General features: G+C 71.4%; 20 protein-coding genes and 1 pseudogene. 20 read left to right on the top strand and 1 reads right to left on the bottom strand.

The features are described 5' to 3' along the window. Positions 1–57 precede the first annotated feature (57 nt). Positions 58–1,674, bottom strand: a complete 1,617-nt coding sequence (locus QM788_RS17375) for an FAD-binding oxidoreductase (RefSeq protein ID WP_415662707.1) — start codon at positions 1,672–1,674, stop codon at positions 58–60. A 508-nt stretch (positions 1,675–2,182) separates the two neighbouring features. Here QM788_RS17375 and QM788_RS17370 point away from each other — a divergent pair. From QM788_RS17370 to QM788_RS17275, 20 genes and pseudogenes are all read left to right on the top strand, one after another. Then, positions 2,183–2,695 carry an XrtA/PEP-CTERM system exopolysaccharide export protein gene (locus QM788_RS17370; RefSeq protein ID WP_415663002.1) on the top strand — a complete coding sequence of 171 codons (513 nt, stop codon included), beginning with the start codon at positions 2,183–2,185 and terminating at the stop codon, positions 2,693–2,695. Between the two features lie 49 nt (positions 2,696–2,744). Then, positions 2,745–4,331: an XrtA system polysaccharide chain length determinant gene (locus QM788_RS17365; RefSeq protein ID WP_415662706.1), complete on the top strand. Its 1,587-nt coding sequence runs from the start codon at positions 2,745–2,747 to the stop codon at positions 4,329–4,331. Between the two features lies 1 nt (position 4,332). Further along, entirely contained in the window at positions 4,333–5,298 is a 966-nt protein-coding gene (locus tag QM788_RS17360) for an XrtA-associated tyrosine autokinase (RefSeq protein ID WP_415662705.1), read from the top strand. After that, positions 5,279–6,838, top strand: coding sequence for a TIGR03016 family PEP-CTERM system-associated outer membrane protein (locus QM788_RS17355; RefSeq protein WP_415662704.1), 1,560 nt, complete (start codon positions 5,279–5,281; stop codon positions 6,836–6,838). The genes QM788_RS17360 and QM788_RS17355 overlap by 20 nt, the downstream gene beginning before the upstream one ends. Positions 6,839–6,865: 27 nt before the next feature. Next, positions 6,866–7,963, top strand: coding sequence for an XrtA/PEP-CTERM system-associated ATPase (locus QM788_RS17350; protein ID WP_415662703.1), 1,098 nt, complete (start codon positions 6,866–6,868; stop codon positions 7,961–7,963). Between the two features lie 87 nt (positions 7,964–8,050). After that, positions 8,051–8,944, top strand: a complete 894-nt coding sequence (locus QM788_RS17345; RefSeq protein WP_415662702.1) for an XrtA system polysaccharide deacetylase — start codon at positions 8,051–8,053, stop codon at positions 8,942–8,944. A 1-nt stretch (position 8,945) separates the two neighbouring features. After that, a complete protein-coding gene (locus QM788_RS17340; protein ID WP_415662701.1) occupies positions 8,946–9,995 on the top strand; it encodes a FemAB family XrtA/PEP-CTERM system-associated protein in 1,050 nt (349 codons plus the stop codon). A gap of 85 nt (positions 9,996–10,080) precedes the next feature. Beyond that, positions 10,081–11,268: a TIGR03087 family PEP-CTERM/XrtA system glycosyltransferase gene (locus QM788_RS17335; protein WP_415662700.1), complete on the top strand. Its 1,188-nt coding sequence runs from the start codon at positions 10,081–10,083 to the stop codon at positions 11,266–11,268. Beyond that, the gene (gene xrtA, locus QM788_RS17330) at positions 11,265–12,830 is read left to right on the top strand and encodes an exosortase A (protein WP_415662699.1); all 1,566 of its coding nucleotides are present in this window, start codon (positions 11,265–11,267) and stop codon (positions 12,828–12,830) included. The genes QM788_RS17335 and xrtA overlap by 4 nt, the downstream gene beginning before the upstream one ends. Positions 12,831–12,872: 42 nt before the next feature. Next, positions 12,873–14,153, top strand: coding sequence for a nucleotide sugar dehydrogenase (locus tag QM788_RS17325; RefSeq protein WP_415662698.1), 1,281 nt, complete (start codon positions 12,873–12,875; stop codon positions 14,151–14,153). Positions 14,154–14,172: 19 nt separating this feature from the next. Further along, positions 14,173–15,660: an MBOAT family O-acyltransferase gene (locus QM788_RS17320; RefSeq protein ID WP_415662697.1), complete on the top strand. Its 1,488-nt coding sequence runs from the start codon at positions 14,173–14,175 to the stop codon at positions 15,658–15,660. A 2-nt stretch (positions 15,661–15,662) separates the two neighbouring features. Next, positions 15,663–16,706 carry a hypothetical protein gene (locus QM788_RS17315; RefSeq protein WP_415662696.1) on the top strand — a complete coding sequence of 348 codons (1,044 nt, stop codon included), beginning with the start codon at positions 15,663–15,665 and terminating at the stop codon, positions 16,704–16,706. Beyond that, entirely contained in the window at positions 16,703–17,839 is a 1,137-nt protein-coding gene (locus QM788_RS17310; RefSeq protein ID WP_415662695.1) for a TIGR03088 family PEP-CTERM/XrtA system glycosyltransferase, read from the top strand. Before QM788_RS17315 ends, QM788_RS17310 begins: the two co-directional genes overlap by 4 nt. Positions 17,840–17,941: 102 nt before the next feature. Further along, positions 17,942–19,879 (top strand): XrtA/PEP-CTERM system amidotransferase, encoded by a 1,938-nt coding sequence (locus QM788_RS17305; protein ID WP_415662694.1) that lies wholly within the window; start codon positions 17,942–17,944, stop codon positions 19,877–19,879. Next, the gene (locus tag QM788_RS17300) at positions 19,876–21,099 is read left to right on the top strand and encodes a TIGR04063 family PEP-CTERM/XrtA system glycosyltransferase (protein ID WP_415662693.1); all 1,224 of its coding nucleotides are present in this window, start codon (positions 19,876–19,878) and stop codon (positions 21,097–21,099) included. Before QM788_RS17305 ends, QM788_RS17300 begins: the two co-directional genes overlap by 4 nt. 16 nt (positions 21,100–21,115) lie before the next feature. Beyond that, positions 21,116–22,309 carry a glycosyltransferase family 4 protein gene (locus QM788_RS17295; protein ID WP_415662692.1) on the top strand — a complete coding sequence of 398 codons (1,194 nt, stop codon included), beginning with the start codon at positions 21,116–21,118 and terminating at the stop codon, positions 22,307–22,309. Then, positions 22,302–23,621, top strand: a complete 1,320-nt coding sequence (locus tag QM788_RS17290) for a putative O-glycosylation ligase, exosortase A system-associated (protein WP_415662691.1) — start codon at positions 22,302–22,304, stop codon at positions 23,619–23,621. The genes QM788_RS17295 and QM788_RS17290 overlap by 8 nt, the downstream gene beginning before the upstream one ends. Then, on the top strand, positions 23,618–24,568 hold the full coding sequence (locus QM788_RS17285; RefSeq protein WP_415662690.1) for a polysaccharide deacetylase family protein: 951 nt from the start codon (positions 23,618–23,620) through the stop codon (positions 24,566–24,568). The genes QM788_RS17290 and QM788_RS17285 overlap by 4 nt, the downstream gene beginning before the upstream one ends. 5 nt (positions 24,569–24,573) lie before the next feature. Next, positions 24,574–25,305: pseudogene (locus tag QM788_RS17280) on the top strand (acyltransferase family protein); the annotation flags it as partial. A gap of 88 nt (positions 25,306–25,393) precedes the next feature. Continuing rightward, positions 25,394–26,482, top strand: a complete 1,089-nt coding sequence (locus QM788_RS17275) for an acyltransferase family protein (RefSeq protein ID WP_415663001.1) — start codon at positions 25,394–25,396, stop codon at positions 26,480–26,482. Positions 26,483–26,505: the final 23 nt, after the last annotated feature.

Below are 26,505 nucleotides of genomic sequence, written 5' to 3'. Positions count from 1 at the left end.
GATATCTGGGAATCTGGGTGGCCGGCAGCAGTATGGAAAATGCTGATTGGGCGATTTTCAATAGTATCGGCCTGGCGCCACGCGCCGCTGCGGATCGAGCGCGCGCGCGAGCCGGTCGTTGAAGGCGGATGCCTGCGGCGCCAGCTGGCGCAGCTGGGGCATGGCGTCCACCGGCATGCGGTAGGGGAAGAAGCCGCGCTCGCGGCCGCGGTGCAGCAGTTCGTCGTAGCAGGCCCAGGCGCGCTCGCGGGCGCCGGGCGCCTGGGCGTCGAACAGCAGGGGCACGGTGCTGTCGAACAGGCGGTCGCTCAGCGTCGTGAAGGTGATCAGCGGCTCGAGGCCGTGCCGCGCCGTCGTGCTGCGCACCAGGTCCTCGTAGCTGGCGGCGGCGGCCGCGGTCATGGGCACAAGGGGCGCGTACCAGAGCAGGCCGCAGCCGTCGGCGGCGGGGTCGCGCGGCGTGCTGGCGGCGCCGCTGCGGTTGCGCCAGTAGGCCAGCGGCAGCGCGGTCTCGTTCGGGCGGCCGGCGACCAGGTCCAGCGATTTGCGCAGCGTGCCGGTCAGGGCCTGCAGGCGCTGGCCCATTTTCCCGGGCAGCAGCCGGCTCAGCGCATGCAGGGTTTGCGCGCGCTGCGGCGTCACGAACATCAGCCGGCTGGCCAGGCCCTTGAGCCGGGATTTGATTTCGCGCTGCGCCGCGCGCACCATGCCGGGCGTGCCGTACAGGGTGCAGAAACCCGTCCATGGGAATATCTGATATTCACGGCCCATGGCCTCCACGACCGCTTCCGGAATCACGCCCTGGGAATTCAGAGCGTCCCAGGGGTAGGGCGCGGACATGGACAGCACGCGGTGGCGGTTCATCAGGTTGATGGCGCCCACCACGCCGGGGGTGCGCTGCAGGATGTCGCGGATGGCCTCGACGGCCGGGCCGAGCAGGCCGGCGTCGCGCAGGCTGAACAGGCCCACGCACAGCGCCTGCGGGCGCCGGGCCAGCAGGATGGACATGCGCGTGACCACGCCGAAGCCGCTCTGGGTGAACAGCCCCATCGTCTGCGGGCCCAGCCCCCAGCGGAACAGCCGGGCGAGCTCCGGGCCGGCGGCCTCGCGCAGCATGCCGCGGTAGACGGTGCCGTCGGCCAGCACGGCCTCGATGTCGGTGACGGCGGCGAAGTGGTCCACGATGGGCGTGACGCCGTAGCCGCGCTCCAGCGCGTTGGACAGCAGGCTGGTGCCGGGGCCGGCGCCGGTGACCGGCACCAGGAAGGGGTGCGGGCCGGCGGGGTCTTCGTCGAGGAAGCGGGCCAGCGCCTCCTGCGTCACGCCCGGCTCGACGGTGACGACGCCCTGGACGGCGTCGAAGTCCAGGCCGGTCATGCCGCCGAGGTCGAGCAGCAGGCAGTCGTGCCCGGCCGGCAGCGCGCTGCCATAGCCCCAGTTCTTGCCCGTCGAGATGGGATGGACGGCGAGGCCGAGTTCGTGGGCGGTGCGCATGACCTCGACGACCTGGGCCTGCCCGGTGGCGCGCACGGCGCCCAGCAGCCGGCGCTCGGCGCCGGTGGTGTCGCGGCCGTAGCGCCGCTGTGCCTGCCCGGCATCGTCCACCTGCGATTCGCCCCATTGCTGGCGCCAGCGCCGCGCCGCTGCTTCAAGGTCCAGGGGGGGAGTCGTCATGTGGAGTTGCCCATACCGCCGTGCCGTTGTGTCCAGGCCCGCGGCGCCGCTGGCGGCGGCGCGAGGCACAGAGGCCGGAGTCTAAGGCGGGATGCCTGCAGCCCATGGGGTGGCGCGGCCCCGGACGGGGTGGGCGTGGGCTGCAGGCGTCGTTCGGGCGCGGCCGGGCGGCGCGAGCGTGAAAAAGCTGTCATTCGGGCCGGCGTGCCGCCCCCTTGAGCCCGGGGAGCGCCGGCGGGAGGGCGGGCTTCGTGTGGCATCATCTTCGATTCGCTTCTGCGGCAAATCTGCGCGACGATGTGGGCGTTTTTGGGCGGCGGCGGCAAATGATTCGGCCTATAGCTGGGGCTATAGGGTCTATATCGTGGCAGGGGATTGCATCGTGGAATATTCAAAAGGGTATCTGTTCCGCCGCGCGGCGACGCTGGCCGCGGGTGCGTGCCTGGGCTGGCTGCTGGCGGGGTGCTCGTCGCTGGGCGGGCAACTGCCCCAGGCGCCGGCCACGGCCATGAGCGATGACTACAGCTACATCATCGGCGCCGGCGACACGCTGAGCATCCAGGTCTGGCGCAATCCGGAGCTGTCGATGGTGGTGCCGGTGCGCCCGGACGGCAAGATCGCCGCGCCGCTGGTGGACGAGATGCTCGTGCAGGGCAAGACCTCGGTGCAGGTGGCGCGCGACGTGGAGCAGGCGCTCGGCAAGTACGTGCGCGATCCGGTGGTGACGGTGATCGTGACCAGCTTCGTGGGCCCGTACAGCGAGCAGATCCGCGTCGTCGGCGAGGCCGCCAAGCCGCAGTTCCTGCCCTACAAGCAGAAGATGACGGTGCTGGACGTGATGATCGCCGTCGGCGGCCTGACGGACTTCGCGGCCGGCAACAGCGCCACCATCCTGCGCACCGCCGAGGGCAACAAGCAGTACGCGGTGCGGCTGAAGGACCTGATCAAGCGCGGCGACGTGTCGGCCAACGTCGAGATGCGGCCGGGCGACATCCTCATCATTCCCCAGAGCCTGTTCTGAGCGCGGCGCGGCCGCCCCTTGCAGATCGCCTTCACAGAGACTTCTCACGATGGAATCGTTGATTGCCCAGCTGCTGATCGTCGTGCGGCGGATGTGGAAATACCGCTGGGCGGGGCTGGCCGTGGCCTGGGTGGCGGGGCTGGTGGGCGCCGTGGTGGTGTTCGTGCTGCCCGACCGCTACGAGGCCAGCGCGCGCATCTACGTCGACACGCAGTCCATCCTGAAGCCGCTGATGTCGGGCCTGACGGTGCAGCCCAACGTGGAGCAGCAGGTGACGATGCTGAGCCGCACGCTGATCAGCCGCCCCAACGTCGAGAAGCTGGTGCGCATGGCCGACCTGGACCTGAAGAACCAGACCAAGGCCCAGCAGGAGGCGCTGATCGAGACGGTGACCCGCAGCCTGTCCATCCAGAGCGTGGGCCGCGACAACCTCTACATCCTCGGCTACCGCGACAGGGATCCGGAAACGGCCAAGCGCGTGGTGCAGTCGCTGGTCTCCATCTTCGTGGAGTCCAGCCTCAGCACGAGCCGCAAGGACACCTCGACCGCCACCGCCTTCATCAACGAACAGATCAAGACCTACGAGACCAAGCTCGAGGAGGCCGAGACGCGGCTCAAGGAGTTCCGGCTGAAGAACCTGGCCGCCATGGGCGGCGACGGCAGCAAGGACACGGCGGCGCACATCGCCGAGATCAGCGGGCTGCTGGAGCGCGCGCGCCTGGAGTACCGCGAGGCGGTGAACGCGCGCGACGCGGCCAAGGCGCAGCTGGACGCGGAGCGGCGCGGCGGCGGCCAGACGACGGCGCAGAGCCTGATGCAGGAGTCGGCGATGAACATCAGCACGCCGGAGCTCGACGCGCGGATCGCGGAGCACCGCCGCAACCTGGATGCGCTGTCGCAGCGCTTCACCGACCAGCACCCCGACATCATCACGACCAAGAAGCTCATCAAGGATCTCGAAGACCAGCGCAAGCGCGAGGTCGCCGAGCTGCGCAAGGCGGCGATGAACGTGCCGTCGGTCGCCGGCACGCAGGGCGGCTCGGCCACCATGCAGGAGATGGCGCGCGTGCTGGCGACGTCGGAGGTGCAGGTGGCGGCGCTGCGGGCCCGCGTCGACGAGTATTCGGCGCGCTATGCGCAGGCGATGGCGGCCTTGAAGACCGCGCCGCAGATCGAGGCCGAGGCGGCGCAGTTGAACCGCGACTACGCGATCCAGAAGCGCAACTACGAAGACCTGGTGCAGCGCCGCGAGCAGGCGTCGATCTCGGGCGAGCTGGACGTGGCGTCCGGCATCGCGGACTTCCGCGTCATCGACCCGCCGCGCGCCAACCCCAAGCCGGTGGCGCCCAACCGCCTGCTGCTGCTCGCCGGCGCGATGGCGGCGGCGCTGGGCATCGGCGTGTTCACGACCTTCGCGGCCAGCCAGCTCCGGCCGGTCTTCCACGATGCCAACGACTTGCGCGCCCGCGTCGAGCTGCCCATCCTGGGCGTGGTGACGCGGCTGGTGACCGACGCCGACCGCGCGCGCCAGCGCGTGGACCTGATCCGCTTCTCGGCCGGTGCGGGCGGGCTGCTGGTGATGTTTGCAATCGCACTGACGATATTGGCCGTGCAGCTCAGCCGGCAGGTGGTTTGACATGTCGAGCTTGATCGAACAGGCCGCCCAGCGGCTGGAGCAATTGCGCCAGGCGGGCATCGTGCTGCCGGGCGACGAGCAGGCGGCCCCTGCGCAGGCCGCGCCGCCCGTGGCCCCGGCCGCCGTGGCGCCGCAGGCGGCGCCCAAGCCCGTCGGGCTGGTGGCCGCGAAGGACGACGGGTCCAGCGTGTCCTCCAAGCGCGTCGAGCTGGACGTGGTGGCGCTGGCGGCGCAGGGCTTCCTGATGCCGCACGCGCCGCGCTCGCAGACGGCGGACCAGTACCGGGTCATCAAGCGGCCGCTCATCAAGAACGCGATGGGCAAGGGCGCGGCGACCATCAACCACGCCAACCTGCTGATGGTGACCAGCGCGCTGGCGGGCGAGGGCAAGAGCTTCACGTCCGTCAACCTGGCGCTGAGCATCGCCGCCGAGCTGGACAACACGGTGATGCTGGTCGACGCCGACGTGGCCCGGCCCTCGGTGCTGCGCATGCTGGGCCTGCCGCAGGGCCCCGGCCTGCTGGACGTGCTGGAGGAGCGCGTCGACATGTCCGAGGTGCTGCTGCGCACCAACGTCGAGAAGCTGACCATCCTGCCCAGCGGCACGCCGCACGCCCGGGCGACGGAGCTGCTCGCCAGCGACGCGATGCGCCAGCTGCTGGACGACATGGCCAAGCGCTACCCGGACCGCATCATCATCTTCGACTCGCCGCCGCTGCTGCTGACGACCGAGTCGCGCGTGCTGGCCTCGCACATGGGGCAAATCATCGTCGTCGTGCATGCCGAGAAGACCCCGCAGAGCGCGGTCCAGCAGGCGCTGGCGGCCATCGAGACCTGTCCCGTCAAGATGATGCTGCTCAACCAGGCCAGCCCGAACGCGGCCGGTGGCTACGGCTACGGGTATGGCTACGGGTATGGGTATGGCTACGGTTACGGCTACGGTGGCAATGAACCGGCGCAGAGCTGAGCCCGGCCCGGCCGCCATCGCGGCGGCCGCGCTGCTCGCCATCGCGGCGGGCGGCGCGCAGGCGCAGCAAGGGGAAGGGGCCGGCGGCGTTTCGCGCGGCTGGGCCCTGCAGCCCCGGGTCAGCCTGATGCAGACCTGGACGGACAACCTGCGCCTGGACGACCGGAACAAGGATGCGGCGCTGATCACGACGCTGGCGCCCGGCATCAGCCTGCTCAGCAATGCCGGCGCGGTGCGCGGCAGCCTGGACTATTCGCTGTACGGCATCGCCTACCTGAAGTCCGACGCGCCGTCGCAGCTGCAGAACTCGCTGGCGGCCAACCTGCGGGCGGAGGTGATCGGCGACACGCTGTTCGTCGACGCGCGGGCCAACATCGGCCAGCAGAGCGGCTCGGCCTTCGGCCTGCAGAGCACGCCCACGCTGGGGTCGCGGGGTGCCGTGTCCAACCTGGTCAACGCCAACCAGCACGAGACGCGGACGTTGGCCGTGTCGCCGCTGCTGCGCGGCTTCCTCGGCCCGGTGGCCAGCTACGAGCTGCGCGGCGACGCCACGCGCACCGCGGTGCGCGGCGCCACCCTGGGCGACAGCCATGGCACGGGCGGGTCGCTGCGCGTCAGCCAGCGCGATCCGGGCGTGGCCGGCTGGTGGCTGCTGGCGAGCACCCAGCGGCACAAGTCCGCCGGCGGGCGCAGCGGCAACCGCAACGATTTTGCGAAAGCGGGCCTGAACTACCGGCCGGACGTGGACTGGCTGTTCACCGCCAGCGTCGGCCAGGAGCGCAACGACTACCTGGGCGGCGGCAGCCAGGACGGCGTGACCGGCGGCATGTCCGTGCAATGGACCCCGTCGCCGCGCACCAGCCTCGGCGCCGACTGGCAGCACCACGACTATGGCGACAGCCACGCGCTGTCGGTGCAGCACCGCACGGCGCGCTCGGTCTGGCACCTGTCCGACACGCGCAACATCACCCTCGGCAACATCGGCGCGGCCGGCGGCGTGCGCAGCAACTACGACCAGTTCTACCAGCTGTTTGCGTCGCTGGAGCCCGACCCGGTCCAGCGCGACCTGCTGGTGCGCGCCTACCTGCAGTCGCAGGGCCTGTCGCCGGACGCGTCGGTGGCGGGCGGCTTCCTGTCGGCCGGGCCCAGCCAGGTCCACAGCCAGATGCTGGGCGTCACGCTGCAGGGCGTGCGCAGCAGCCTGTCGCTGCAGGCCATCCGCACCGTCACGAGCCGGCTGGGCGAGAACCTGAACCAGGGCGACCTGGCCAACACCTCGCGCGTCGAGCAGCGCAGCTACTCGCTGACGGCCAGCCACCAGCTCACGCCGCTGTGGGGCCTGTCGCTGACGGCGGCGCGCCAGCAGTCGGCCGGCGACCTCGCCAGCCAGGCCATGACGCTGACCAGCTGGACCGCCAACTGCAACGCCCGCCTCGCGCCGCGCCTGAATGCGCAGCTGGGCGCGCGCCACAGCCGCTTCGAAGGTACGGCGCCGTACACCGAGAACGCGGTGTACGCCAGCCTGACCCAGCAGTTCTGAGGCCACGCCGCGCCATGGAAAACTGACATGTACGAAGCCTTCTACGGCCTGAGCAGCAAGCCCTTCCAGCTCAGCCCGGACCCCAACTTCTATTTCGGCAGCAAGCAGCACCGCCGGGCCAAGGCCTACCTGGACTACGGCGTGCTGCGCAACGACGGCTTCATCGTCATCACCGGCGAGATCGGCGCCGGCAAGACCACGCTGCTGCGCGGCCTGCTGGACAGCCTGAACCGCAGCAACGTCGTCATCGGCAACGTCGTCACCACCCAGCTCGACGCCGACGACACGCTGCGCATGGTGGGCGCGGCCTTCGGCGTGCGCGTGAAGGACGCGCCCAAGTCCGAGCTGCTGATGACGCTGGAGGCCTTCTTCGTCAACCAGGTCACGCAGGGCAAGCGCTGCCTGCTGATCGTCGACGAGGCGCAGAACCTGACCGCGCGCGCGGTGGAGGAGTTGCGCATGCTGTCCAACTTCCAGTTCGCCAACCAGTCGCTGCTGCAGACCTTCCTGGTCGGCCAGCCGGAGTTCCGCAGCATCCTGCAGAAGCCCGAGATGGAGCAGTTCCGCCAGCGCGTCGCGGCCACCTGCCACATCGGCCCGCTGGACGAGGACGAGACCCAGCGCTACATCGAGCACCGCCTGAAGTGCGCCGGCTCCACCGGCAAGCCCACCTTCGACCACGACGCCTTCCCCGCCATCCACAAGGCCAGCAACGGCATCCCGCGCCGCATCAACCGGCTGTGCGACCGCCTGCTGCTGCTGGGCTTCATGCAGGGCCGCACGCAGCTGACGCTGGCCGACGTGAAGGAAGTGCTGCGCGACATCGCGCAGGAAAGCGAAACGCCGCGCCACACCGACGCCAGCCCGCTGGACAGTATGCCCGCCCGGCTGGCCGACAGCCGCCCGGCCGCGCTGGACAGCGCGCCCGGCGCGCTCGACGTGGCGCGGCTGAAGCTGGGCCTGGCCGAGGCCGAGGGCCTGTCCGGCGAGATCGCCGCGCTCAGCGCCGGCCACGATGCCGACCGCCTGCAGCGCCTGGAGCGCAGCGTGATGCGGCTCGAGCGCATCAACCTGCAGACGCTGGCGCTGCTGCAGAAGCTGGTGGATGCGGTCAAACAGCCATGAAACCTTGCCCCGCAGAACGCGTGCCCGCCCGGCCGGCCAGCCAAGGCGCCGGCCCGCGTTTTCATGACCCGAGCCAGGACGACTGACATGTTGATGCCCACCCCGACCCCCGCCCTGCGCAATGCGATGAGCATCGACGTGGAGGACTATTTCCAGGTCTCCGCGTTCGCGCCCTACATCCGGCGCGACGACTGGAACGGCCTAGAGTGCCGCGTCGAGCGCAACATCGACCGCATCCTGGCCCTGCTCGCCGACAAGCAGGTGCGGGCGACCTTCTTCACGCTCGGCTGGATCGCCGAGCGCCATCCGCGGGTGGTCCGCGCCATCGTCGACGGCGGCCATGAGCTGGCCAGCCACGGCTACGGCCACGAGCGCGCCAGCGACCTGAGCCCGGCCGCCTTCCTGGACGACGTGGCCCGCGCCAAGAAACTGCTCGAAGACCTGGGCGGCGTCGCCGTCGTCGGCTACCGCGCGCCGAGCTTCTCGATCGGCAAGGGCAACCTCTGGGCCTTCGACGTGCTGCGCGACGCCGGCTACCGCTACTCCAGCAGCGTCTACCCCATCGCGCACGACCACTACGGCATGCCCGACTCGCCGCGCTTCGCCTACCCGGTGCGCGACGGCCTGCTGGAGATCCCGGTGACGACGCTGCGCATGGGCTCGCGCAACCTGCCCAGCAGCGGCGGCGGCTACTTCCGGCTGCTGCCCTATGCGCTGTCGCGCTGGATGATCCGGCGCGTCAACCAGGTCGACGGCGAGCCCGCGGTCTTCTACTTCCACCCCTGGGAGATCGACACCGAGCAGCCCCGCGTGCCCGGCATCGACGCGAAGACGCGCTTCCGCCACTACGTCAACATCCCCCGCACGCACGGCCGCATCGCGCGGCTGCTGGGCGACTTCCGCTGGGGCCGCATGGACGAGATCTTCCTCGGCCGCGCCACCAGCCCGAGCCGCGGGCAGTCCTTGTCGAACCCCGCCTGACATGAGCACCGATTTGCGCATTGCGCGGCTCGCCGCGCAGGACCGAGCCTTGTCCGCGCGCTGGGACGCCTTCGTCCTCGCGCACCCGCAGGCCACCTTCTTCCACCGCAGCGGCTGGCTGCGCGTCATCGAGTCGGTGTTCGGCCACGCGGGCTTCTTCCTCTACGCCGAGCGCGACGGCGCCATCGAGGGCGTGCTGCCGCTGGCCGAGGTCAGGAGCCGGCTGTTCGGCCACTCGGTGGCGAGCCTGCCCTTCGCCGTCTACGGCGGCGTCGTGGCGCTGAACGACGAGGCCGCCGCGGCGCTGGAGGCCGAGGCCGAGAAGATCGCCCGCGGCCTGGGCGCCGAGCACCTGGAATACCGCTACCTCGGCGCCGCCCGCCATGCCGACTGGCCGCGCCAGGACCTCTACGTCACCTTCCGCAAGGAAATCCTGCCCGACGAGGAGGCCAACATGCTGGCCATCCCGCGCAAGCAGCGCGCGATGGTGCGCAAGGGCATCAAGAACGAGTTGCGCGCCGAGATCGACCCGGGCGTGGAGCGCTTCTTCGCGCTGTATGCCGACAACGTCCACCGCCACGGCACGCCGGCGATGCCGAAGAAATACTTCCAGGCCCTGCTCGACGAGTTCGGCGCCGACGCCGAGGTGCTGACCGTCAGCGCGCCCGACGGCCAGCCGCTGTCCACGGTGCTGAGCTTTTATTTCCGCGACGAGGTGCTGCCCTATTACGCGGGCGACGACGAGGCCGCGCGCGACCTCGCCGCCAACGACTTCAAGTACTGGGAGCTGATGCGCCGCGCCTGCGCGCGCGGGCTCAAGGTGTTCGACTACGGCCGCAGCAAGCAGGGCACCGGGCCCTATGCGTTCAAGAAGAACTGGGGCTTCGAGCCGCAGCCGCTGTCCTACGAGTACCGGCTGTTCAAGCGCGACGCCGTTCCCCAGAACAACCCGAACAACCCCAAGTACCAGCTGATGATCAAGACCTGGCGCAAGCTGCCGCGCGGCTTCGTGAACTGGCTGGGGCCGTTCATCGTCAGGAACCTCGGGTGAGGGCGGACCGTGACGCTCCCACGCGCTCTCCGTCCGCTGCCCGCCGAGGCGGTGCGCCAGCGCCGTCGGGCGGCCGGGCGCTGACATGAAGATCCTCTACCTCGTCCACCGCCTGCCGTACCCGCCCAACAAGGGCGACAAGGTGCGCTCCTACCATTTGCTCAAGCACCTGGCGGCGCGCCACGAGGTGCACCTGGGCACCTTCATCGACGACCCCGACGACGAGCAGCATCTGCCGCGCGTGCGCGCGCTGTGCGCCGGCCTGCACGCCGCGCGGCTGAACCCGCGCACGGCCAAGCTGCTGAGCCTGCGCGGCCTGCTCAGCGGCGAGGCGCTGAGCCTGCCCTACTACCGCGACGCCGGCCTGCGCGCCTGGGTGGACGAGGCGGCGGCCCGCGTGGGCTTCGACGCCGCCGTCGTCTTCAGCGGCGTGATGGCGCAGTACGCGCCGCCGGGCCTGCGCCGGCTGGTGGACTTCGTCGACGTCGACTCCGCCAAATGGCGCGACTACGCGCCGGAGCATGCCTGGCCGCTGTCGTGGCTGTACCGGCGCGAGTTCGAGAAGCTGCTGGGCTTCGAGCAGCGCGTGGCGCGGGACGCCGCGTGCAGCTTCTTCGTCACCGACAACGAGGTCGCGCTGTTCCGCGCGCTGAGCCCGGGCCGAGAGCTGCGGCTGGCCGCGCTGGGCAATGGCGTCGATGCCGATTTCTTCATGCCGGACGCCGCCCGCGCCAGCCCCTTCGCGGCGGGCGAGCTGCCGCTGGTGTTCACCGGCGCGATGGACTACTGGCCCAACGTCGACGCGGTGGGCTGGTTCGTCCGCGACATGCTGCCGGCGCTGCGCCAGCGCTTTCCGGCGCTGCGCTTCCACATCGTCGGCCGCAGCCCGGCGCCGGCCGTGCAGGCGCTGGCCGGCGAGGCCGTCAACGTGACCGGCACCGTGCCCGACGTGCGCCCCTTCCTGCAGCACGCGGCCGCCGTCGTCGCGCCGCTGCGGCTGGCGCGCGGCATCCAGAACAAGGTGCTGGAGGCCATGGCGATGGCGCGGCCCGTCGTCGCGGCCGGCAGCTGCGTGCGCGCGATCGCGGCTGCGGCGCCGGCCGGTCTGCTGCCCGCCGACACCGAGGACGACTACGTCCAGCGCGTCGGCGCGCTGCTCGCCGACCGCGAGGCCGCGGACGCCGCCGGCCGCGCGGCCCGCGACTTCGTGCTGGGCGCCTACAGCTGGGACGCCCACCTGGCGGGCCTGGACCGCCACCTGGAGGCCGCATGAGCCCCGCACGGACTGCGTGGCGGCTGCCGTTGCTGGCGCTGGCTGGGGCCTGGGCGCTGCTCGTGGCGCTGTACTTCGACACCGGCGCGGCCATGGTGGAGATCTGGGAGCGCTCCGAGACCTTCGCCCATGCCTGGGTCGTGCCGCCCATCTCGGCCTGGTTGGTCTGGCGCCGGCGCGCCGACCTCGCGGTGCTCGAGCCGCTGCCGGCGCCGCGCTGGCTGTGGGGCATGCTGCCGCTGGGCCTGCTGTGGCTGCTGGGCAGCCTGGCCACCGTCAACGCGGCGATGCAGTTCGCGTTCGTCGGCATGCTCGTGCTGATGGTGCCGGCGCTGCTGGGCACCGAGGTGGCGCGGCGTATCGCCTTCCCGCTGGGCTTTCTGTTCTTCGCCGTGCCCTTCGGCGACTTCCTGACGCCGTGGCTGGTGGAGCGCACCGCAGACTTCGCCGTGCTGGCCGTGCGCGCGTCGGGCATCCCGGTGTTCCGGGAGGGCACGGAGTTCGTCATCCCGACGGGCTCGTGGTCGGTCGTCGAGGCCTGCAGCGGCATCCGCTACCTGATGGCCTCGGTCATGGTGGGCACGCTGTTCGCGTACCTGAACTACCGCGGCCTGGCCAAGCGCTGGGCCTTCGTCGCCGTGGCCATCGTCACGCCGCTGGTCGCCAACTGGCTGCGCGCCTACATGATCGTCATGCTGGGCCACCTGTCGGGCAACAAGCTGGCCGTGGGCGTGGACCACCTCATCTACGGCTGGGTGTTCTTCGGCATCATCATGCTGGCGATGTTCATGATCGGCGCGCGCTGGTCCGACCCCGATCCCGAGCCGGTGCCCGCGCCGCCGGCCGGCGCCGGGGCCGGCGCCTCGCCGCGGCGCGCCACCATGGCGCTGGCGGCCGCGCTGCTGGCCGTGGCGCTGCCCGCCGGCCTGCGCGCGCAGGTGCAGCAGGCCGGCGCGCACGGCCAGCCCCGGCTCGCCGCGCCGGCCCTGCCCGGCCAGGCCTGGGTGGCGGAGCCGCTGAGCACCTGGGCGCCCCACTTCGTGAACCCGGCGGCGGCGCTGCACGGCCACTACCGGCGCGGCGAACCCGAGGCCGGCGCGTCGGTGGGCGTCTACATCGGCTACTACCGCGACCAGCGCGCCGGCCGCCAGCTCGTCACCTCGGTCAACGAACTGGTCAACAGCGAAGAGGACAAGGTCTGGTCGCGCACCGCCTCCGGGACGGGGAGCGTCGATGGCCAGGCCTGGCGCACGGCGGAGCTGCGCGGCCAGGCGCTGAGCGCCGTCCACGGCGACGGCAGCGGCGCGCCGCGGCTGCGCGTCTGGCAGGTCTACTGGATCGACGGCCGCCCCTTCACGAGCGACTGGCAGGCCAAGCTCTACGGCGCCTGGCGCCGCCTGCTGGGGCAGGGCGACGACGCGGCCGTCGTCATCGTCTACGCCGACAAGGCGGCCGCCGGTGCGGATGACGCGCTGTTGCGCGACTTTTTGCACAGGCACTGGGCGGTGCTGGACACCACTTTGAGGGGCGTGCGCGACCACGGCGCCGGTCGCCGGCCCTGACAATCACGCGCCTTTGAGATTCACAAGCAAACGGAAATCGACATGAACACGATCGCAGTCATCGGCCTGGGCTATGTGGGCCTGCCCCTGGTGGTGGAGTTCGGCAAGCAGATCCGCACCATCGGCTTCGACATCGCCAAGAGCAAGGTCGAGGCCTGCCAGCGCGGCACCGACCCCAGCCGCGAGCTGACGGACGACGAGGTGCAGGCCGCCAAGCATGCCGTCTACACCGACGACCCGAAGATGCTGGCCGAGGCCGACGTCATCATCGTCGCCGTGCCCACGCCGGTGGACGACGCCCACATCCCCGACTTCCGCCCGCTGATCGGCTCGTCCACGAGTGTCGGCCGGCACATGAAGAAGGGCGCGATCGTCGTCTACGAGAGCACCGTCTACCCCGGCGCGACCGAGGAGGTCTGCATCCCCGTGCTGGAGCGCGAGTCCGGCCTGAAGTGGAAGCAGGACTTCTTCGTCGGCTACAGCCCCGAGCGCATCAACCCGGGCGACAAGGAACACACGCTGACCAAGATCCTGAAGATCGTCTCCGGCGACACGCCCGAGACGCTCGACAAGGTCGCCCAGGTCTACGAGAAGATCATCATCCCCGGCGTGCATCGCGCGTCCAGCATCAAGGCCGCCGAGGCCGCCAAGGTCATCGAGAACACGCAGCGCGACCTGAACATCGCGCTGATGAACGAGCTGTCCATCATCTTTGACAAGCTCGGCATCGACACCTCCGAGGTGCTGGAGGCCGCCGGCACGAAGTGGAACTTCCTGAAGTTCAAGCCGGGCCTGGTCGGCGGCCACTGCATCGGCGTGGACCCGTACTACCTGACCCACAAGGCCGACATGCTGGGCTACCACCCGCAGGTCATCCTGGCCGGCCGCCGCATCAACGACGGCATGGGCAAGTTCATCGCCGAGCAGACCATCAAGCAGATGATCGCCAGCGGCTGCCCGATCAAGGGCGCCAAGGTCAACGTGCTGGGCCTGACCTTCAAGGAGAACTGCGGCGACCTGCGCAACTCCAAGGTCATCGACATCATCAACGAGCTGAAGACCTACGGCGTCGAGATCTTCGTGACCGACGCGCAGGCCGAAGCCGAAGAGGCCTTGCACGAGTACGGCGTGCGCCTGCTGCCGTTCGCCGAGCTGCCGCAGGCCGACGCCATCGTCGCCGCCGTGTCGCACCGCGAGTACGCGGCGCTGTCGATCGACGACATCGGCAGCAAGCTTGCCAAGGGCGGCGCCTTCATCGACGTGAAGGCGGCCTTCAACGCCGCCGCGCTGCAGGACGCAGGCTTCCGCCTCTGGCGCCTCTGACGCCTGCCGCGCCGCGCCCATGCTCTTCACGACGTCGACGTTTGCCTTCCTGTTCCTGCCCATCGTCCTGATCGGCTACTACGGGATCGGCAGGCGTTCGATGGACGCGGCGGCGGCATGGCTGTTCGCGGCCTCGGTGTTCTTCTACGGGTACTGGATGCCCGAGTTCACGCTGCTGCTGCTGGTGTCGATCGCCGTCAACTTCTGCATCGGCGCGGCCATCCAGGCGGCGCGGCGCGACCAGCGCATGGCGCGCGGCAAAACCTGGCTGGTGGCCGGGCTGGTCTTCAACCTGGGCCTGCTCGCCTACTTCAAGTACGCGAACTTCTTCGTCGAGAACCTGGCGGCGCTGTTCGGTGCGCACTGGGGCGCGCTCGGCATCATCCTGCCCATCGGCATCTCGTTCTACAGCTTCACGCAGATCGCCTTCCTCGTGGACACCTGGCAGGGCAAGGTGCATGAGGTCCGGCCGATCCACTACGGCCTGTTCGTCACCTTCTTCCCGCACCTGATCGCGGGGCCGGTGCTGCACCACGCGCAGATGATGCCGCAGTTCTCGCAGCCGTCGTCCTACCGGTTCGACGCGGCGAAGTTCTTCGGCGGCTGCGCCATCTTCGCGCTGGGGCTGTTCAAGAAGATCGTGCTGGCCGACGGCATCGCGCCGTTCGCGGACGCCGTCTTCAACGGCGCCGACGCCGGCATGGTGCCGCGCGGGGCCGAGGCCTGGCTGGGCGCGCTGGCCTATACGCTGCAGCTGTACTTCGACTTCTCCGGCTACTCCGACATGGCGATCGGCCTGTCCTGGATGTTCAACATCCGGCTGCCCTTCAACTTCGACTCGCCCTACAAATCGGCCAGCATCAGCGAGTTCTGGCGGCGCTGGCACATCTCGCTGTCCACCTTCCTGCGGGACTACCTCTACGTGCCGCTGGGCGGCAACCGCAAGGGTCCCGTGCGCCGCTACCTCAACCTGGCCGCGACCATGGTCCTCGGCGGGCTGTGGCATGGCGCGAGCTGGTCGTTCGTCCTCTGGGGCAGCCTGCATGGCCTGTACCTGATGGTCAACCACGGCTGGCGCGCGCTGCAGGGCCGCCTGGGGCTGGCCATGCCGCGGCCGCTGGCCGGCCTGGGTGTCGTGCTGGGCTGGGCGCTGACCATGCTTGCGGTGGTGCTCGCCTGGGTGTTCTTCCGCGCCGTGTCGCTGGACGGCGCCTGGCGCATGCTGGGTGCGATGGCCGGCACGCGAGCCGGCGCGCCGGAGGCGGTGCTGCTGTGGAACGCCGGCCTGCAACCCCTGGTGGGCTGGCTGTGGTGCGCGATGCTGGCGGCCCTGGCCGTGCTGGCGCCCAACAGCAACCGCCTCGGCGACGCGGTGCATGCGCGCTTTGCCGCCTCGGCGGGCTGGCGGGAGATCGGCGGCACCGTGGCCGTCTGCCTGGCGGTCTTCCTGGTGGTCGTCAACTCGGCGCGCCAGGCCGTCAGCGCCTTCATCTACTTCAACTTCTGAGCATGGCGACCACCCGCTTGCGCATCGCGGCCGGCGTGCTCCTGACGCTGGCAGGGCTGGAGCTGCTGTGCCGGCTGCTGCCCGTGTCCACGGCCACCTTGACCGGCTACCACGGCGACCCCGAGCTGCTGACCTATCCGCCGGGCCACCGCTGGGTCGCTTCCACCGGCTGGGACCTGCGCAACCCGCAGCGGCTGCAGGCCAACGCCCAGGGCTTTCTCGCGGACCATGATTTCGTCCGGGACCCGGACGCCGTGGCCCTGATCGGCGACAGCTACGTCGAAGGCAGCATGCTGGACGCGGACGCCCGCGCCGGTGCGCAGCTGGAGCGGCTGCTGCCCGGCCGCAAGGTCTTTGCGATGGGCAGCCCCGGCACGGCGCTGCTCGACTATGCGCAGCGCATCCGCTGGGCGCACGAGAACTACGGCGTGCGCGACATGGTGCTGCTGCTGGAGCGCAGCGATGCCCGGCAGGTGCGCTGCGGGTCCGGCAACGTCCACAGCCGCTGCCTGGACCCCGCCACGCTGGAGTCCCGGGTCCAGCGCCTGCCCGAGCCCGGGCCGTTCAAGCGCCTGGCCAGGCACAGCGCGCTGCTGCAGTACCTGTTCGGCCAGGTCAAGCTGGACGGCCGGCATTTCCTGGCGGAGATGCTGACCCGCCAGGCACCCGCGGCGGACGTCGGCGCGCGTGCGCGCGTCGCGCCGTCGGCAGCGGCCCTGGCGGCGGAGCGCCGCGTCATCGACGCGGCGGTGCAGGAGTTCTTCCGCGTCGCCAAGCCCCATGTGGCGGGGCGGCTCGTGATCCTGGTGGACGGCCTCCGCAGCCCGGCGGGCCGGCCCGAGGGGGCGGACGAGTTCCAGCGCGCCCATCTGATCGACGCCCTGCGCCGGGGCGGCGCCGACGTCGTGGACCTGGAGCCCGTCTATGCGCGGCATGGGGCGGTCTCACCGCTGTCGCTGGACGTCGGCCCCTATGACGGGCATCTCAACCGGCTGGGCCTGGCCCTGGCCATGAAGGCCGGCGCCGACGCGCTGCACACCCCGTGACGGACAGCCGCCCCCTCGTTGCACACCTGCTGAACCGCTTCGACACCGGCGGGCTGGAGAACGGCGTCGTCAACCTCATCAACCACCTGCCGCAGTTCCGGCATGCGGTGATCGCGGTCACCGAGGTCACGGCGTTCAAGGACCGCGTGAAGGCGCCCGGCACGCAGTTCATCGCGCTGCACAAGCCGCCGGGGCAGGGGATTTGGCTCTACCCGCGCGTGTATCGGCTGCTGCGCGAACTGCGCCCGGCCATCGTGCACACGCGCAACCTCGGCGCGATGGAGTTCCAGTGGCCCGCCTGGGCCGCGCGCGTGCCGCTGCGCATCCATGGCGAGCATGGCTGGGACGTGGGCGACCTCGGCGGCGAGAACGTCCGCAACCAGCGGCTGCGCCGCGTCTACGGCGTCGGCGTGCACCGCTTCGTCGCGCTGTCGCGGGCCATCGAGACCTATCTGACCGGGCCCGTGGGCGTCGCGCCCGCGCGCGTGCAGCGCATCTGCAACGGCGTGGACACGCAGCGCTTCGCACCGGCCACCGGCGTGCCGGCCGCCTGGCCGTACCGGCGCGGCGAGCACCTCGTCATCGGCGCCGTCGGCCGCATGCAGGCGGTGAAAGACCCGCTCAACCTGATCGACGCCTTCCTGCGCCTGCGCGAGCTGTGCCCGGCCGACTGGCCGCGGCTGCGGCTGGCGATGCTGGGCGGCGGCGCACTGCTGGATGCCGCGCGCGAGCGGCTCGCCCAGGCCGGCGCGGCCGACCGGGCCTGGCTGCCGGGCGACCGCAGCGACGTGGCCGAGCTGCTGCCGCAGTTCGACCTCTTCGCGCTGCCCTCGCAGGCCGAGGGCATCAGCAACACCTTGCTGGAGGCCATGGCCAGCGGCTGCGCGCCGGTGGCGACCCGCGTGGGCGGCAACCCGGAACTGGTGGAGCAGGACCTCAGCGGCCTGCTGGTGCCGGCGCAGGACGGCGCGGCGCTGGCCGACGCGCTGGCCCGGCTGGTCCGCGATCCGGCGCTGCGCCAGCGGCTGGCGGCGGCGGCGCGGGCCCGGGTGTGCGAGCAGTTCAGCCTGGACGCCATGGTGGCGGCCTACGGCCGGCTGTATGCCGCCGCGCTCCCGCAGTCGGGGGGGTAGCCCGTCACGACTTCACGCCCGCCGCGCCCGGTGCCGGGAGGCGCCGTGAAGCTCGGTAAGAATCCTCCTTTCACCAAAGATTGACATCGTCAGCTCCCATCCATGTGCGGCATCACCGGCCTTTTCGACATCCGCGAGCGACGCGCGCCCGAACGCGAGCGCCTGCATCGCATGAACGAGTCCCAGCACCACCGCGGGCCGGATGAAGGCGAGCTGTACGTCGAGCCCGGCCTGGGCCTGGGCCACCGCCGGCTGTCGGTCATCGACATCGCCACCGGCCAGCAGCCCATCTTCAACGACGACAAGTCGGTGGCCCTGGTCTTCAACGGCGAGATCTACAACTACCAGGAGCTGATGGCCGAGCTGGGCGCGCTGGGCCACCAGTTCCGCACCAAGAGCGACAGCGAAACCATCGTGCGCGCCTGGGAGCAGTGGGGCGAGGACTGCGTGCACCACCTGCGCGGCATGTTCGCCTTCGCGCTGCACGACCGCCGCCGCCAGACGCTGTTCATGGCGCGCGACCGCCTCGGCGTCAAGCCCATGCACTACGCGCTGCTGGACGACGGCTGGCTGCTGTTCGGCTCCGAGCTGAAGAGCCTGCTGGCCCACGGCGGCATGCCGCGCGAGCTGGAGCCGCAGGCCCTCGAGGAGTATTTCTCGCTCGGCTACGTGGCCGATCCGCGCACCATCTTCAAGGCCGCGCGCAAGCTCGAGCCCGGCCATCGCGTGCTGTGGAAGCGCGGCGAACCCGTGCCCGTGCCCAAGCCTTACTGGGACGTGCGCTTCACGCTGGACAACCCGATCTCGCAGCGCGATGCCGAGGCCGAACTGCACGAGCGGCTGAAGGAGGCCGTCAGGCTGCGGCTCAAGGCCGACGTGCCGCTGGGCGCCTTCCTGTCCGGCGGCGTCGATTCCAGTGCCGTCGTCGCGCTGATGGCCGGGCTGCAGGGCAGCGAGCCGGTCAACACCTGCTCGATGGGCTTCGACGACCCGAAGTTCAACGAGGTCGAGTTCGCGCAGATGGTGGCCGACCGCTACCGCACCAACCACCGCGTGCAGACGGTGGCCAGCGACGACTTCGACCTCATCGACACGCTGGCCCGCTTGTACGACGAGCCCTATGCCGACAGCTCGGCCATCCCCACCTACCGCGTCAGCCAGCTCGCGCGCCGCCATGTGACGGTGGCGCTCTCCGGCGACGGCGGCGACGAGAGCTTCGGCGGCTACCGCCGCTACCGGCTGCACATGATGGAAGAGCGCATGCGCGCCGCCATGCCGCAGGGCCTGCGCCGGCCGCTGTTCGGCACGCTGGGCCGGCTCTACCCCAAGATGGACTGGGCGCCGCGCTTCGTGCGCGCCAAGACCACCTTCGAGGGCCTGGCGCGCAGCAGCGTGCAGGCGTATTTCCACTCCATGTCCATCATGCGCGGCCCGATGCGGCAGGCGCTGTTCTCGCCGAAGCTCAAGCGCGAGCTGGCCGGCTACGACGCGCTCGCCGTGTTCGAGCGCCACGCGGCCAATGCCGGCACCGAGGATCCGCTGGCGCTGATCCAGTACCTCGACACCAAGACCTACCTGGTCGGCGACATCAACACCAAGGTCGATCGCGCGTCGATGGCGCACAGCCTGGAGGTGCGCGAGCCGTTGATGGACCACCCGCTGGTGGAGTGGCTGGCCACGCTGCCCTCGCACTACAAGCTGCGCGACGGCGAGGGCAAGTATTTGTTCAAGAAGACGATGGAGCCGCTGCTGCCGAACGACGTGCTGTACCGCCCGAAGATGGGCTTCGCCGTGCCGCTGGCACGCTGGTTCCGCGGCCCGCTGCGCCAGCGCGTGCGCGACGCGGTGCTGGGCGAGCGCCTGGCCGACACCGGCTGGTTCGAGCCCGCCTACCTGCGCCAACTGGTGGACCGCCACCAGAGCGGGCAGAGCGACTTCAGTGCGCCGCTGTGGACGCTGATGATGTTCGAGGGCTTTCTGCGCCAGGTCGTCGATGCGCCCGAGTCCACCGGCCTGCCGGTGCCGGAGGTGGTCGCATGAGGGTGCTGCACGTCTTCGACCACTCCATCCCGCTGCACTCGGGCTACACCTTCCGCTCGCTGGCGCTGCTGGGCGGCCAGCGCGCGCTGGGCTGGGAGACCTTCCACCTGACCAGCCCCAAGCACACGCTCGGGCTGGCCGGCAAGGCCGACGGCGCGCTGGAGGAGGACGTCGAGGGCTGGCATTTCTTCCGCACGCCCGAGGTGCCCACCGCGGCCTTGCCCGGCCTCGGCGAGTTCAAGCTGATGAAGGCGTTGCAGCTGCGGCTGGAGCAGGTGGCGCGCGCGGTGAAGCCCGACGTCATCCACGCCCACTCGCCGGTGCTCAACGCGCTGCCGGCGCTGAAGGTGGGGCGGCGGCTGGGCATCCCGGTGGCCTACGAGGTGCGCGCCTTCTGGGAGGACGCGGCCGTGGACCATGGCACGACCCGCGAGGGCAGCCTGCGCTACCGCCTGACCCGCGCGATGGAGACCCATGCGCTGAAGCGCGCCGGCCACGTGTTCACGATCTGCGAGGGCCTGCGCGGCGACATCGTCGCGCGCGGCATCGCGGCGGACAAGGTCACGGTCATCCCGAACGCGGTCGACATCGAGAACTTCGAGCCCGGCGGCCAGCCCGACGAGGCGCTGAAGACCCGCCTGGGCCTCACGGGCGCGACGGTGCTGGGCTTCATCGGCTCCTTCTACGCCTACGAGGGGCTGGACCTGCTGCTGCAGGCGCTGCCCGTGCTGCTGGCGCGCCGCCCCGACGTGCGCGTGCTGCTGGTCGGCGGCGGGCCGCAGGACGCGGCGCTGAAGGCGCAGGCTGCGCGCTTGGGCGTGGCCGACAAGGTCGTGTTCACCGGCCGCGTGCCGCACGCCGAGGTCAACCGCTACTACGACCTGGTGGACGTGCTCGTCTACCCGCGCCATTCGATGCGCCTGACCGAGCTGGTCACGCCGCTGAAGCCGCTGGAGGCGATGGCCCAGGGCCGCATCCTCGTCGCCTCGGATGTGGGCGGCCACCGCGAGCTGATCCGCGACGGCGAGACCGGCGCGCTGTTCCAGGCCGGCAGCGCCGACGCGCTGGCCGCCGCCGTGCTGCGCCTGCTGGACGCGCGCGAGCGCTGGCCGCAGCTGCGCGCGCAGGGCCGGCGCTTCGTCGAGACGGAGCGCAACTGGCGCGCGTCGGTGGCGAACTACCCGGCCGCCTACCAGCGCCTGCGCGCTGCTGCGCGCTAGCCGGCATCGGATCGCCGTGCGGCTGCTGACCTTCACCTCGCTGTTCCCGAGCAGCGCCCGGCCCCGGCATGGCCTGTTCGTGGCCGCGCGGCTGCGTGAGCTGCGCCAGCGGCACGGCTTCGACGCCCAGGTGCTGGCGCCCGTGCCGTGGTTCCCGCTGCGCGGCGAGCGCTTCGGCGAGTACGGTGCCTGGGCGCGCACGCCGGCCGAGGAGGACTGGCAGGGCCAGCCGGTGGCGCATCCGCGCTACCTGATGCTGCCCAAGGTCGGCATGGCCTGGCAGCCCGACGCCATGGCGCGCGCCGCGGCCGCGTGGATCGACCGCACGGGCGCCCGGTTCGACCTGATCGACGCGCACTACTTCTACCCCGACGGCGTGGCCGCCGCCGCGCTGTCGCGGCGTTACGGCAAGCCGCTGCTGATCACCGCGCGCGGCTCCGACCTGAACCTGATCGGCCGGGACGGCCGCGCGCGCCAGCGCATGCTGGACGCCTGCGCGCAGGCCAGCGCCTGCATCGGCGTCAGCCAGGCGCTGGTCGAGGTGCTGCACGGCTGGGGCGTGGCGGCCGGCAAGCTGCACGTGATCCGCAACGGCGTGGACCTGGACCGCTTCACGCCGCAGGAGCGGCCTGCCGCGCGGGCGGCGCTCGGCCTGGAGGCCGACGCGCCGCTGCTGCTGAGCGTGGGCAACCTGGTCGAACTCAAGGGCCATGCACTGCTGGTCGAGGCCGTCCATGCGCTGCGCGAGGGCTGGCCGGCGCTGCGCCTGGCCATCGCCGGCGAGGGGCCGGAGCGGCCGCGGCTGGAGGCGCTGATCGAGCGTCTCGGCCTGGGCGCGCGCGTGCGGCTGCTCGGCCCGGTGGCGAATGCCGACCTGCCGGCCTGGTACAACGCCGCCGACCTGTTCCTGATGCCGTCCAGCCGCGAGGGCCTGCCCAACGCCTTGCTGGAGGCCCTGGCCTGCGGCACGCCGGCGCTGGCCAGCGCGGTCGGCGGCATTCCCGAGGTGCTGGGTGATGCGCCCGGGGCGGGCGAGCTGTTGGCCGAGCGCAGCGCGGCGGCCATCGCCGAGGCGCTGCGCCGCTGGCTGCCCCGGCCGGTCGACCGGCTGCCGGCCCGGCGTGTCGCCGAGGGCTATTCATGGGCCAACAGCGCGGCGCGGCTGGCGACCCTGATGCGATCCGTGACGAAAGGCGTTCCCCATGCGTGACCTGCTGCTGGCGCCCATGCTGCTGTGGATCGTGCTGCGGGCCTTCCGCCAGCCCTGGATCGGCGTGCTGGGCTGGACCTGGCTGAGCATCATGAACCCGCACCAGCTCTCCTGGCAGCTGAGCAGCCTGCCGGTGGCGGCGGCCATCGGCGGCGCGACGCTGCTGGGCCTGCTGATCACCAAGGACCGCAAGGACTTCTCGCTGGGGCGCGAGCAGATCGTGCTCATGCTGTTCATGGCCTGGATGTGCATCACGCTGCCGTTCTCCTTCCTGTTCGAGCCCAGCTACGACCTCTGGAAGCGCGTCATCAAGATCGACCTGATGGTGCTCGTGACCCTGGTGGTGCTGTACAGCCGGCGGCACCTGATGCTGTTCATCTGGGTCAACGTCCTGTCCATCGCCTTCTACGGCGTCAAGGGCGGCGCCTTCACCATCGCGACGGGCGGCAGCTTCCGGGTCTGGGGGCCCACCAGCACCTACATCGAGGGCAACAACGAGGTCGCGCTGGCCATCGTGATGACCATCCCGCTGATGCGCTTCCTGCAGATGCAGATGACGGGCCGCTGGAGCCGGCATGCGATGTCGGTGGCGATGGCGCTGATGGCCGCCGCGGCGCTGGGCAGCCATTCGCGCGGCGCGCTGCTGGCGATCGCGGCGATGGCGGTGGTGATGTGGTGGCGCGGCAATAACAAGCTCGTCATGGCCGTGGGCATGCTGGTGGTAGGCGGCGCGCTGCTGTCGATGATGCCGGCCGAGTGGTGGGCGCGCATGAACACCATCGAGACCTATGACCAGGACGCCTCGGCGCTGGGCCGCATCAACGCCTGGTGGATGGCGTGGAACCTGGCCAAGGACAACTTCTTCGGCGGTGGCTTCATGGTGTCCAACGCGGCGATCTTCGCCACCTACGCGCCCGATCCGACGGCCGTGCATGCCGCGCACAGCATTTACTTCATGGTGCTGGGCGAGCATGGCTTCATCGGCCTGTTCCTGTTCCTGCTGCTGTTCTGCCTGGCCTTCGGCACGGCGGGCAAGCTGCGCACCCAGGGCCGGCGCCAGCCCGAGACGCAGTGGCTGTCCGACCTCGGCGCGATGCTGCAGGTGAGCTTCGCGGGCTATGCGGTGGGCGGCGCCTTCCTGAGCCTGTCCTACTGGGACCTGCCCTACAACATGATGGCGATGGCCGTGATCGGCCAGCGCTGGATGGCGAACAAGGCCTGGCTGAAGGAGGTGCCCGAGCCGCTGGTCGTGCTGCCGGCCTGGCTGTCCCGCCGCTTCAAGAAAAAGCCCGACGTGGCCTTGCGCACATGACCCCCTTCTTCCGCCTGCTCTCGCCGGCCGGCCCGCGCGCGCGGCTGTCCGTGCTGATCTTCCACCGCGTGCTGCGCGAGCCCGACCCGCTGTTCCCGGACGAGGTCGACGCGGCGCGCTTCGACGAACTGCTGGGCTGGGTCAAGTCGTGGTTCGACGTGCTGCCGCTGGACCAGGCCGCGCGCCGGCTGCAGGACGGCAGCCTGCCGGCCCGCGCCGCGGTGCTGACCTTCGACGACGGCTATGCCGACAACCACGACGTCGCGCTGCCGCTGCTGCGCAAGCACGGCCTGCCGTGCAGCTTCTTCATCGCCACCGGCTTCCTGGACGGCGGCCGCATGTGGAACGACACGCTGATCGAGGCCGTGCGCCGCAGCCCGCTGGCCGAGCTGGACCTGCGCGGCCTGAGCGACGCCCAGGGCGCCGACCTCGGCCGGCACGCGCTCGCGGACCGCCGCGCGCTGCTGGGGGCGCTGATCCCGCGCGTCAAATACCTCGCGCCCGAGCCGCGCCTGGCCTGCGTGGCCGCGATCGCCGCGCGCGCCGAAAGCCCGCTGCCCGACGACCTGATGATGAGCTCCGGCCAGGTGCGCGCGCTGCGCGCCGCCGGCATGCAGATCGGCGCGCACACGGTCAGCCACCCCATCCTGGCGACGCTGTCGCCGCAGGCCGCCGCCGACGAGATCGGCCGTAGCCGCGACGTGCTGGAGCGGCTGCTGGGCGAGCGGGTGGGCCTGTTCGCCTACCCCAACGGCAAGCCCGGCACCGACTACCTGCCCGAAGTGCATCCGGCCCTCGTGCGCGAGCTGGGCTTCGACGCCGCCGTCTCCACGCGCTGGGCGGCGGCGCGGCGCGGCGACGACCCGTTCCAGATCCCGCGCTTCACGCCTTGGGACCGCGGCCGGCTGAAGTTCGGGCTGCGGCTGCTGCGCAACCTGTCGAACTGAACCCGATGCGCTTCCGCGCCGACATCGAGGGCTTGCGGGCGCTCGCCATCGTCCCGGTCGTCGTGTTCCACGCCTGGCCGCAGTGGCTGCCGGGCGGCTATGTGGGCGTGGACGTGTTCTTCGTCATCTCGGGCTACCTGATCACGTCCCTGCTGCTGCAGCGGCTGGAGCGCGGCAGCTACAGCATCGGCGCGTTCTATGCGGCGCGCATCCGGCGCATCTTCCCGGCGCTGTTCGCGATGCTGGCCGTCGTGTCGCTGGCGGCCTGGCTGCTGCTGACGCCGCCGGCGCTGGTCGAGTTCGCCCGCACGCTGGGCGCGACGGGGCTGTTCGCCTCCAACCTGGAGCTCTACCGCACGACCGGCTATTTCGACGGCGCGACCGAGCTCAAGCCGCTGGTGCACACCTGGTCGCTGGCGGTCGAGGAGCAGTACTACATCGTCTTCCCGCTGCTGCTCGCGGCGCTGCACCGCTGGGCGCGCGGTGCGATCGCCTGGGTGCTGGCGGGGCTGGGGCTGGCGTCGCTGGCCTATGCGCAGTTCCTGCTGGCGCGCGACGTGCCGCTGGCCTTCTATTCGGCGCTGTCACGCACCTGCGAGCTGATGGTGGGATCGCTGCTGGCCCTGCGCGGCGCGCGCGAGCTGCCGCCCTTGCCCGCCGCGTGGCGCCAGGGGCTGGGCTGGGCCGGCCTGGCGGCCATCGGCACGGCCTGCGTGGGCCTGAAGCCGGACTCGGCCTTCCCCGGCCTGGCCGCGCTGTGGCCCTGCCTGGGCGCGGGCGCGTTGATCGAGGCCGGCCGGGGGGGGGGGGAGCGCGGCCAGCCGGCTGCTGGCCTGGCGGCCGCTGCGCTGGATCGGCGCGCTGAGTTTTTCGCTCTACCTGTGGCATTGGCCGGCGCTGGTGTTCGCGCGGCACCTGCTGCTGGGCCACCCGGGGCCGGTGCAGGCGGGCGTCGCGGTGCTGCTGGCCGTGGCGCTGGCCTGGGCCTCGCTGCGCTGGGTCGAGACGCCGGTGCGCCAATCGGCCTGGCCCCAGCGCCGCATGCTGTGGGCGGGGGCGGCGGCCATCGGCGCCTGCCTGCTGCTGGCGGCGGGGCTGTGGGGGGCCGGGCACCGTGCGCGCGAGGCCGCCACGCCGGCCAACACGCTGCTGGCGGCGGCCGGCGACGCCAACCCGGCGCGGGAGCGCTGCCATGTGAGCCGGCAACTGCAGCTCGGCTATGCCGACCGCTGCCAGTTCGGCCCGGCCCAGGCCCCGCGCCAGCTGGCCGTGTGGGGCGACAGCCATGGCGTGGAGATCGCCGCGGCCTTGGCCGGGCAGCCGGGGGCGGGCCGCAGCCTGGCCATGCTGACGGCCTCGGGTTGCCCGCCCACCGACGGGTTCTCGCCGCCGAACCTGCCCTACTGCGCCCCGCACAACGAGGCCGTGCTGAAGGCGCTGGCGGCGGATGCCCGCGTCGACCGCGTGCTGCTGGCCAGCCGCACCTCGGGCTACCTGGGCGACGCCGCCAAGGCCGCGGACTATGAGCAGGGGCTGCGCCGGGCCGCGCAGGCGCTGGTCGACGCGGGCAAGCAGGTCTGGCTGCTCGACCCGGTGCCGACCTATGGCTACGCCGTGCCCGCCGCGCTGGCCCAGCGCCAGCGGCGCGGGCAGGACCTGGCGGGCTTCGGCATGGCGCAGCGCGACTACCTGCGCCGCGAGGCCGCCGCGCTGGCGCTGCTGGAGCGCGTCGCGGCGGCCACCGGCGCGCGGCGCATCGCGGTCGGGCAGGCGCTGTGCGGCACGGGGCACTGCGAGGTCATCGACGCGGCCGGCCGGCCGCTGTACTTCGACGACAACCACCTCAGCCTGGCTGGCGCGCGGCTGCTGGCGGACCGGGCCTTGCGGCCGCTGGTCGCGCCGTCCGGCGGCTAGGCCGAAGTCGAGGCCGGGCGGCC

Origin of the sequence: Roseateles sp., from assembly GCF_047654785.1 — a bacterium.
Lineage (GTDB): Bacteria > Pseudomonadota > Gammaproteobacteria > Burkholderiales > Burkholderiaceae_C > Pelomonas.
The sequence above is the reverse complement of the archived record's forward strand: the minus strand, read 5'-3'. Positions and strand labels throughout refer to the sequence as shown.

Bases quoted from the DNA above. Each gene is read 5' to 3' on its own strand.
- QM788_RS17290 (WP_415662691.1), top strand. From the start codon at position 22,302: ATGCGTGACCTGCTGCTGGCGCCCATGCTGCTGTGGATCGTGCTGCGG.
- QM788_RS17340 (WP_415662701.1), top strand. From the start codon at position 8,946: ATGAGCACCGATTTGCGCATTGCGCGGCTCGCCGCGCAGGACCGAGCC.
- QM788_RS17360 (WP_415662705.1), top strand. From the start codon at position 4,333: ATGTCGAGCTTGATCGAACAGGCCGCCCAGCGGCTGGAGCAATTGCGC.
- QM788_RS17350 (WP_415662703.1), top strand. From the start codon at position 6,866: ATGTACGAAGCCTTCTACGGCCTGAGCAGCAAGCCCTTCCAGCTCAGC.
- QM788_RS17315 (WP_415662696.1), top strand. From the start codon at position 15,663: ATGGCGACCACCCGCTTGCGCATCGCGGCCGGCGTGCTCCTGACGCTG.
- QM788_RS17355 (WP_415662704.1), top strand. From the start codon at position 5,279: ATGAACCGGCGCAGAGCTGAGCCCGGCCCGGCCGCCATCGCGGCGGCC.
- QM788_RS17285 (WP_415662690.1), top strand. From the start codon at position 23,618: ATGACCCCCTTCTTCCGCCTGCTCTCGCCGGCCGGCCCGCGCGCGCGG.
- QM788_RS17300 (WP_415662693.1), top strand. From the start codon at position 19,876: ATGAGGGTGCTGCACGTCTTCGACCACTCCATCCCGCTGCACTCGGGC.
- QM788_RS17345 (WP_415662702.1), top strand. From the start codon at position 8,051: ATGTTGATGCCCACCCCGACCCCCGCCCTGCGCAATGCGATGAGCATC.
- QM788_RS17335 (WP_415662700.1), top strand. From the start codon at position 10,081: ATGAAGATCCTCTACCTCGTCCACCGCCTGCCGTACCCGCCCAACAAG.
- QM788_RS17375 (WP_415662707.1), bottom strand. From the start codon at position 1,674: ATGACGACTCCCCCCCTGGACCTTGAAGCAGCGGCGCGGCGCTGGCGC.
- QM788_RS17320 (WP_415662697.1), top strand. From the start codon at position 14,173: ATGCTCTTCACGACGTCGACGTTTGCCTTCCTGTTCCTGCCCATCGTC.
- QM788_RS17365 (WP_415662706.1), top strand. From the start codon at position 2,745: ATGGAATCGTTGATTGCCCAGCTGCTGATCGTCGTGCGGCGGATGTGG.
- QM788_RS17325 (WP_415662698.1), top strand. From the start codon at position 12,873: ATGAACACGATCGCAGTCATCGGCCTGGGCTATGTGGGCCTGCCCCTG.
- QM788_RS17370 (WP_415663002.1), top strand. From the start codon at position 2,183: ATGAGCGATGACTACAGCTACATCATCGGCGCCGGCGACACGCTGAGC.
- xrtA (WP_415662699.1), top strand. From the start codon at position 11,265: ATGAGCCCCGCACGGACTGCGTGGCGGCTGCCGTTGCTGGCGCTGGCT.
- QM788_RS17305 (WP_415662694.1), top strand. From the start codon at position 17,942: ATGTGCGGCATCACCGGCCTTTTCGACATCCGCGAGCGACGCGCGCCC.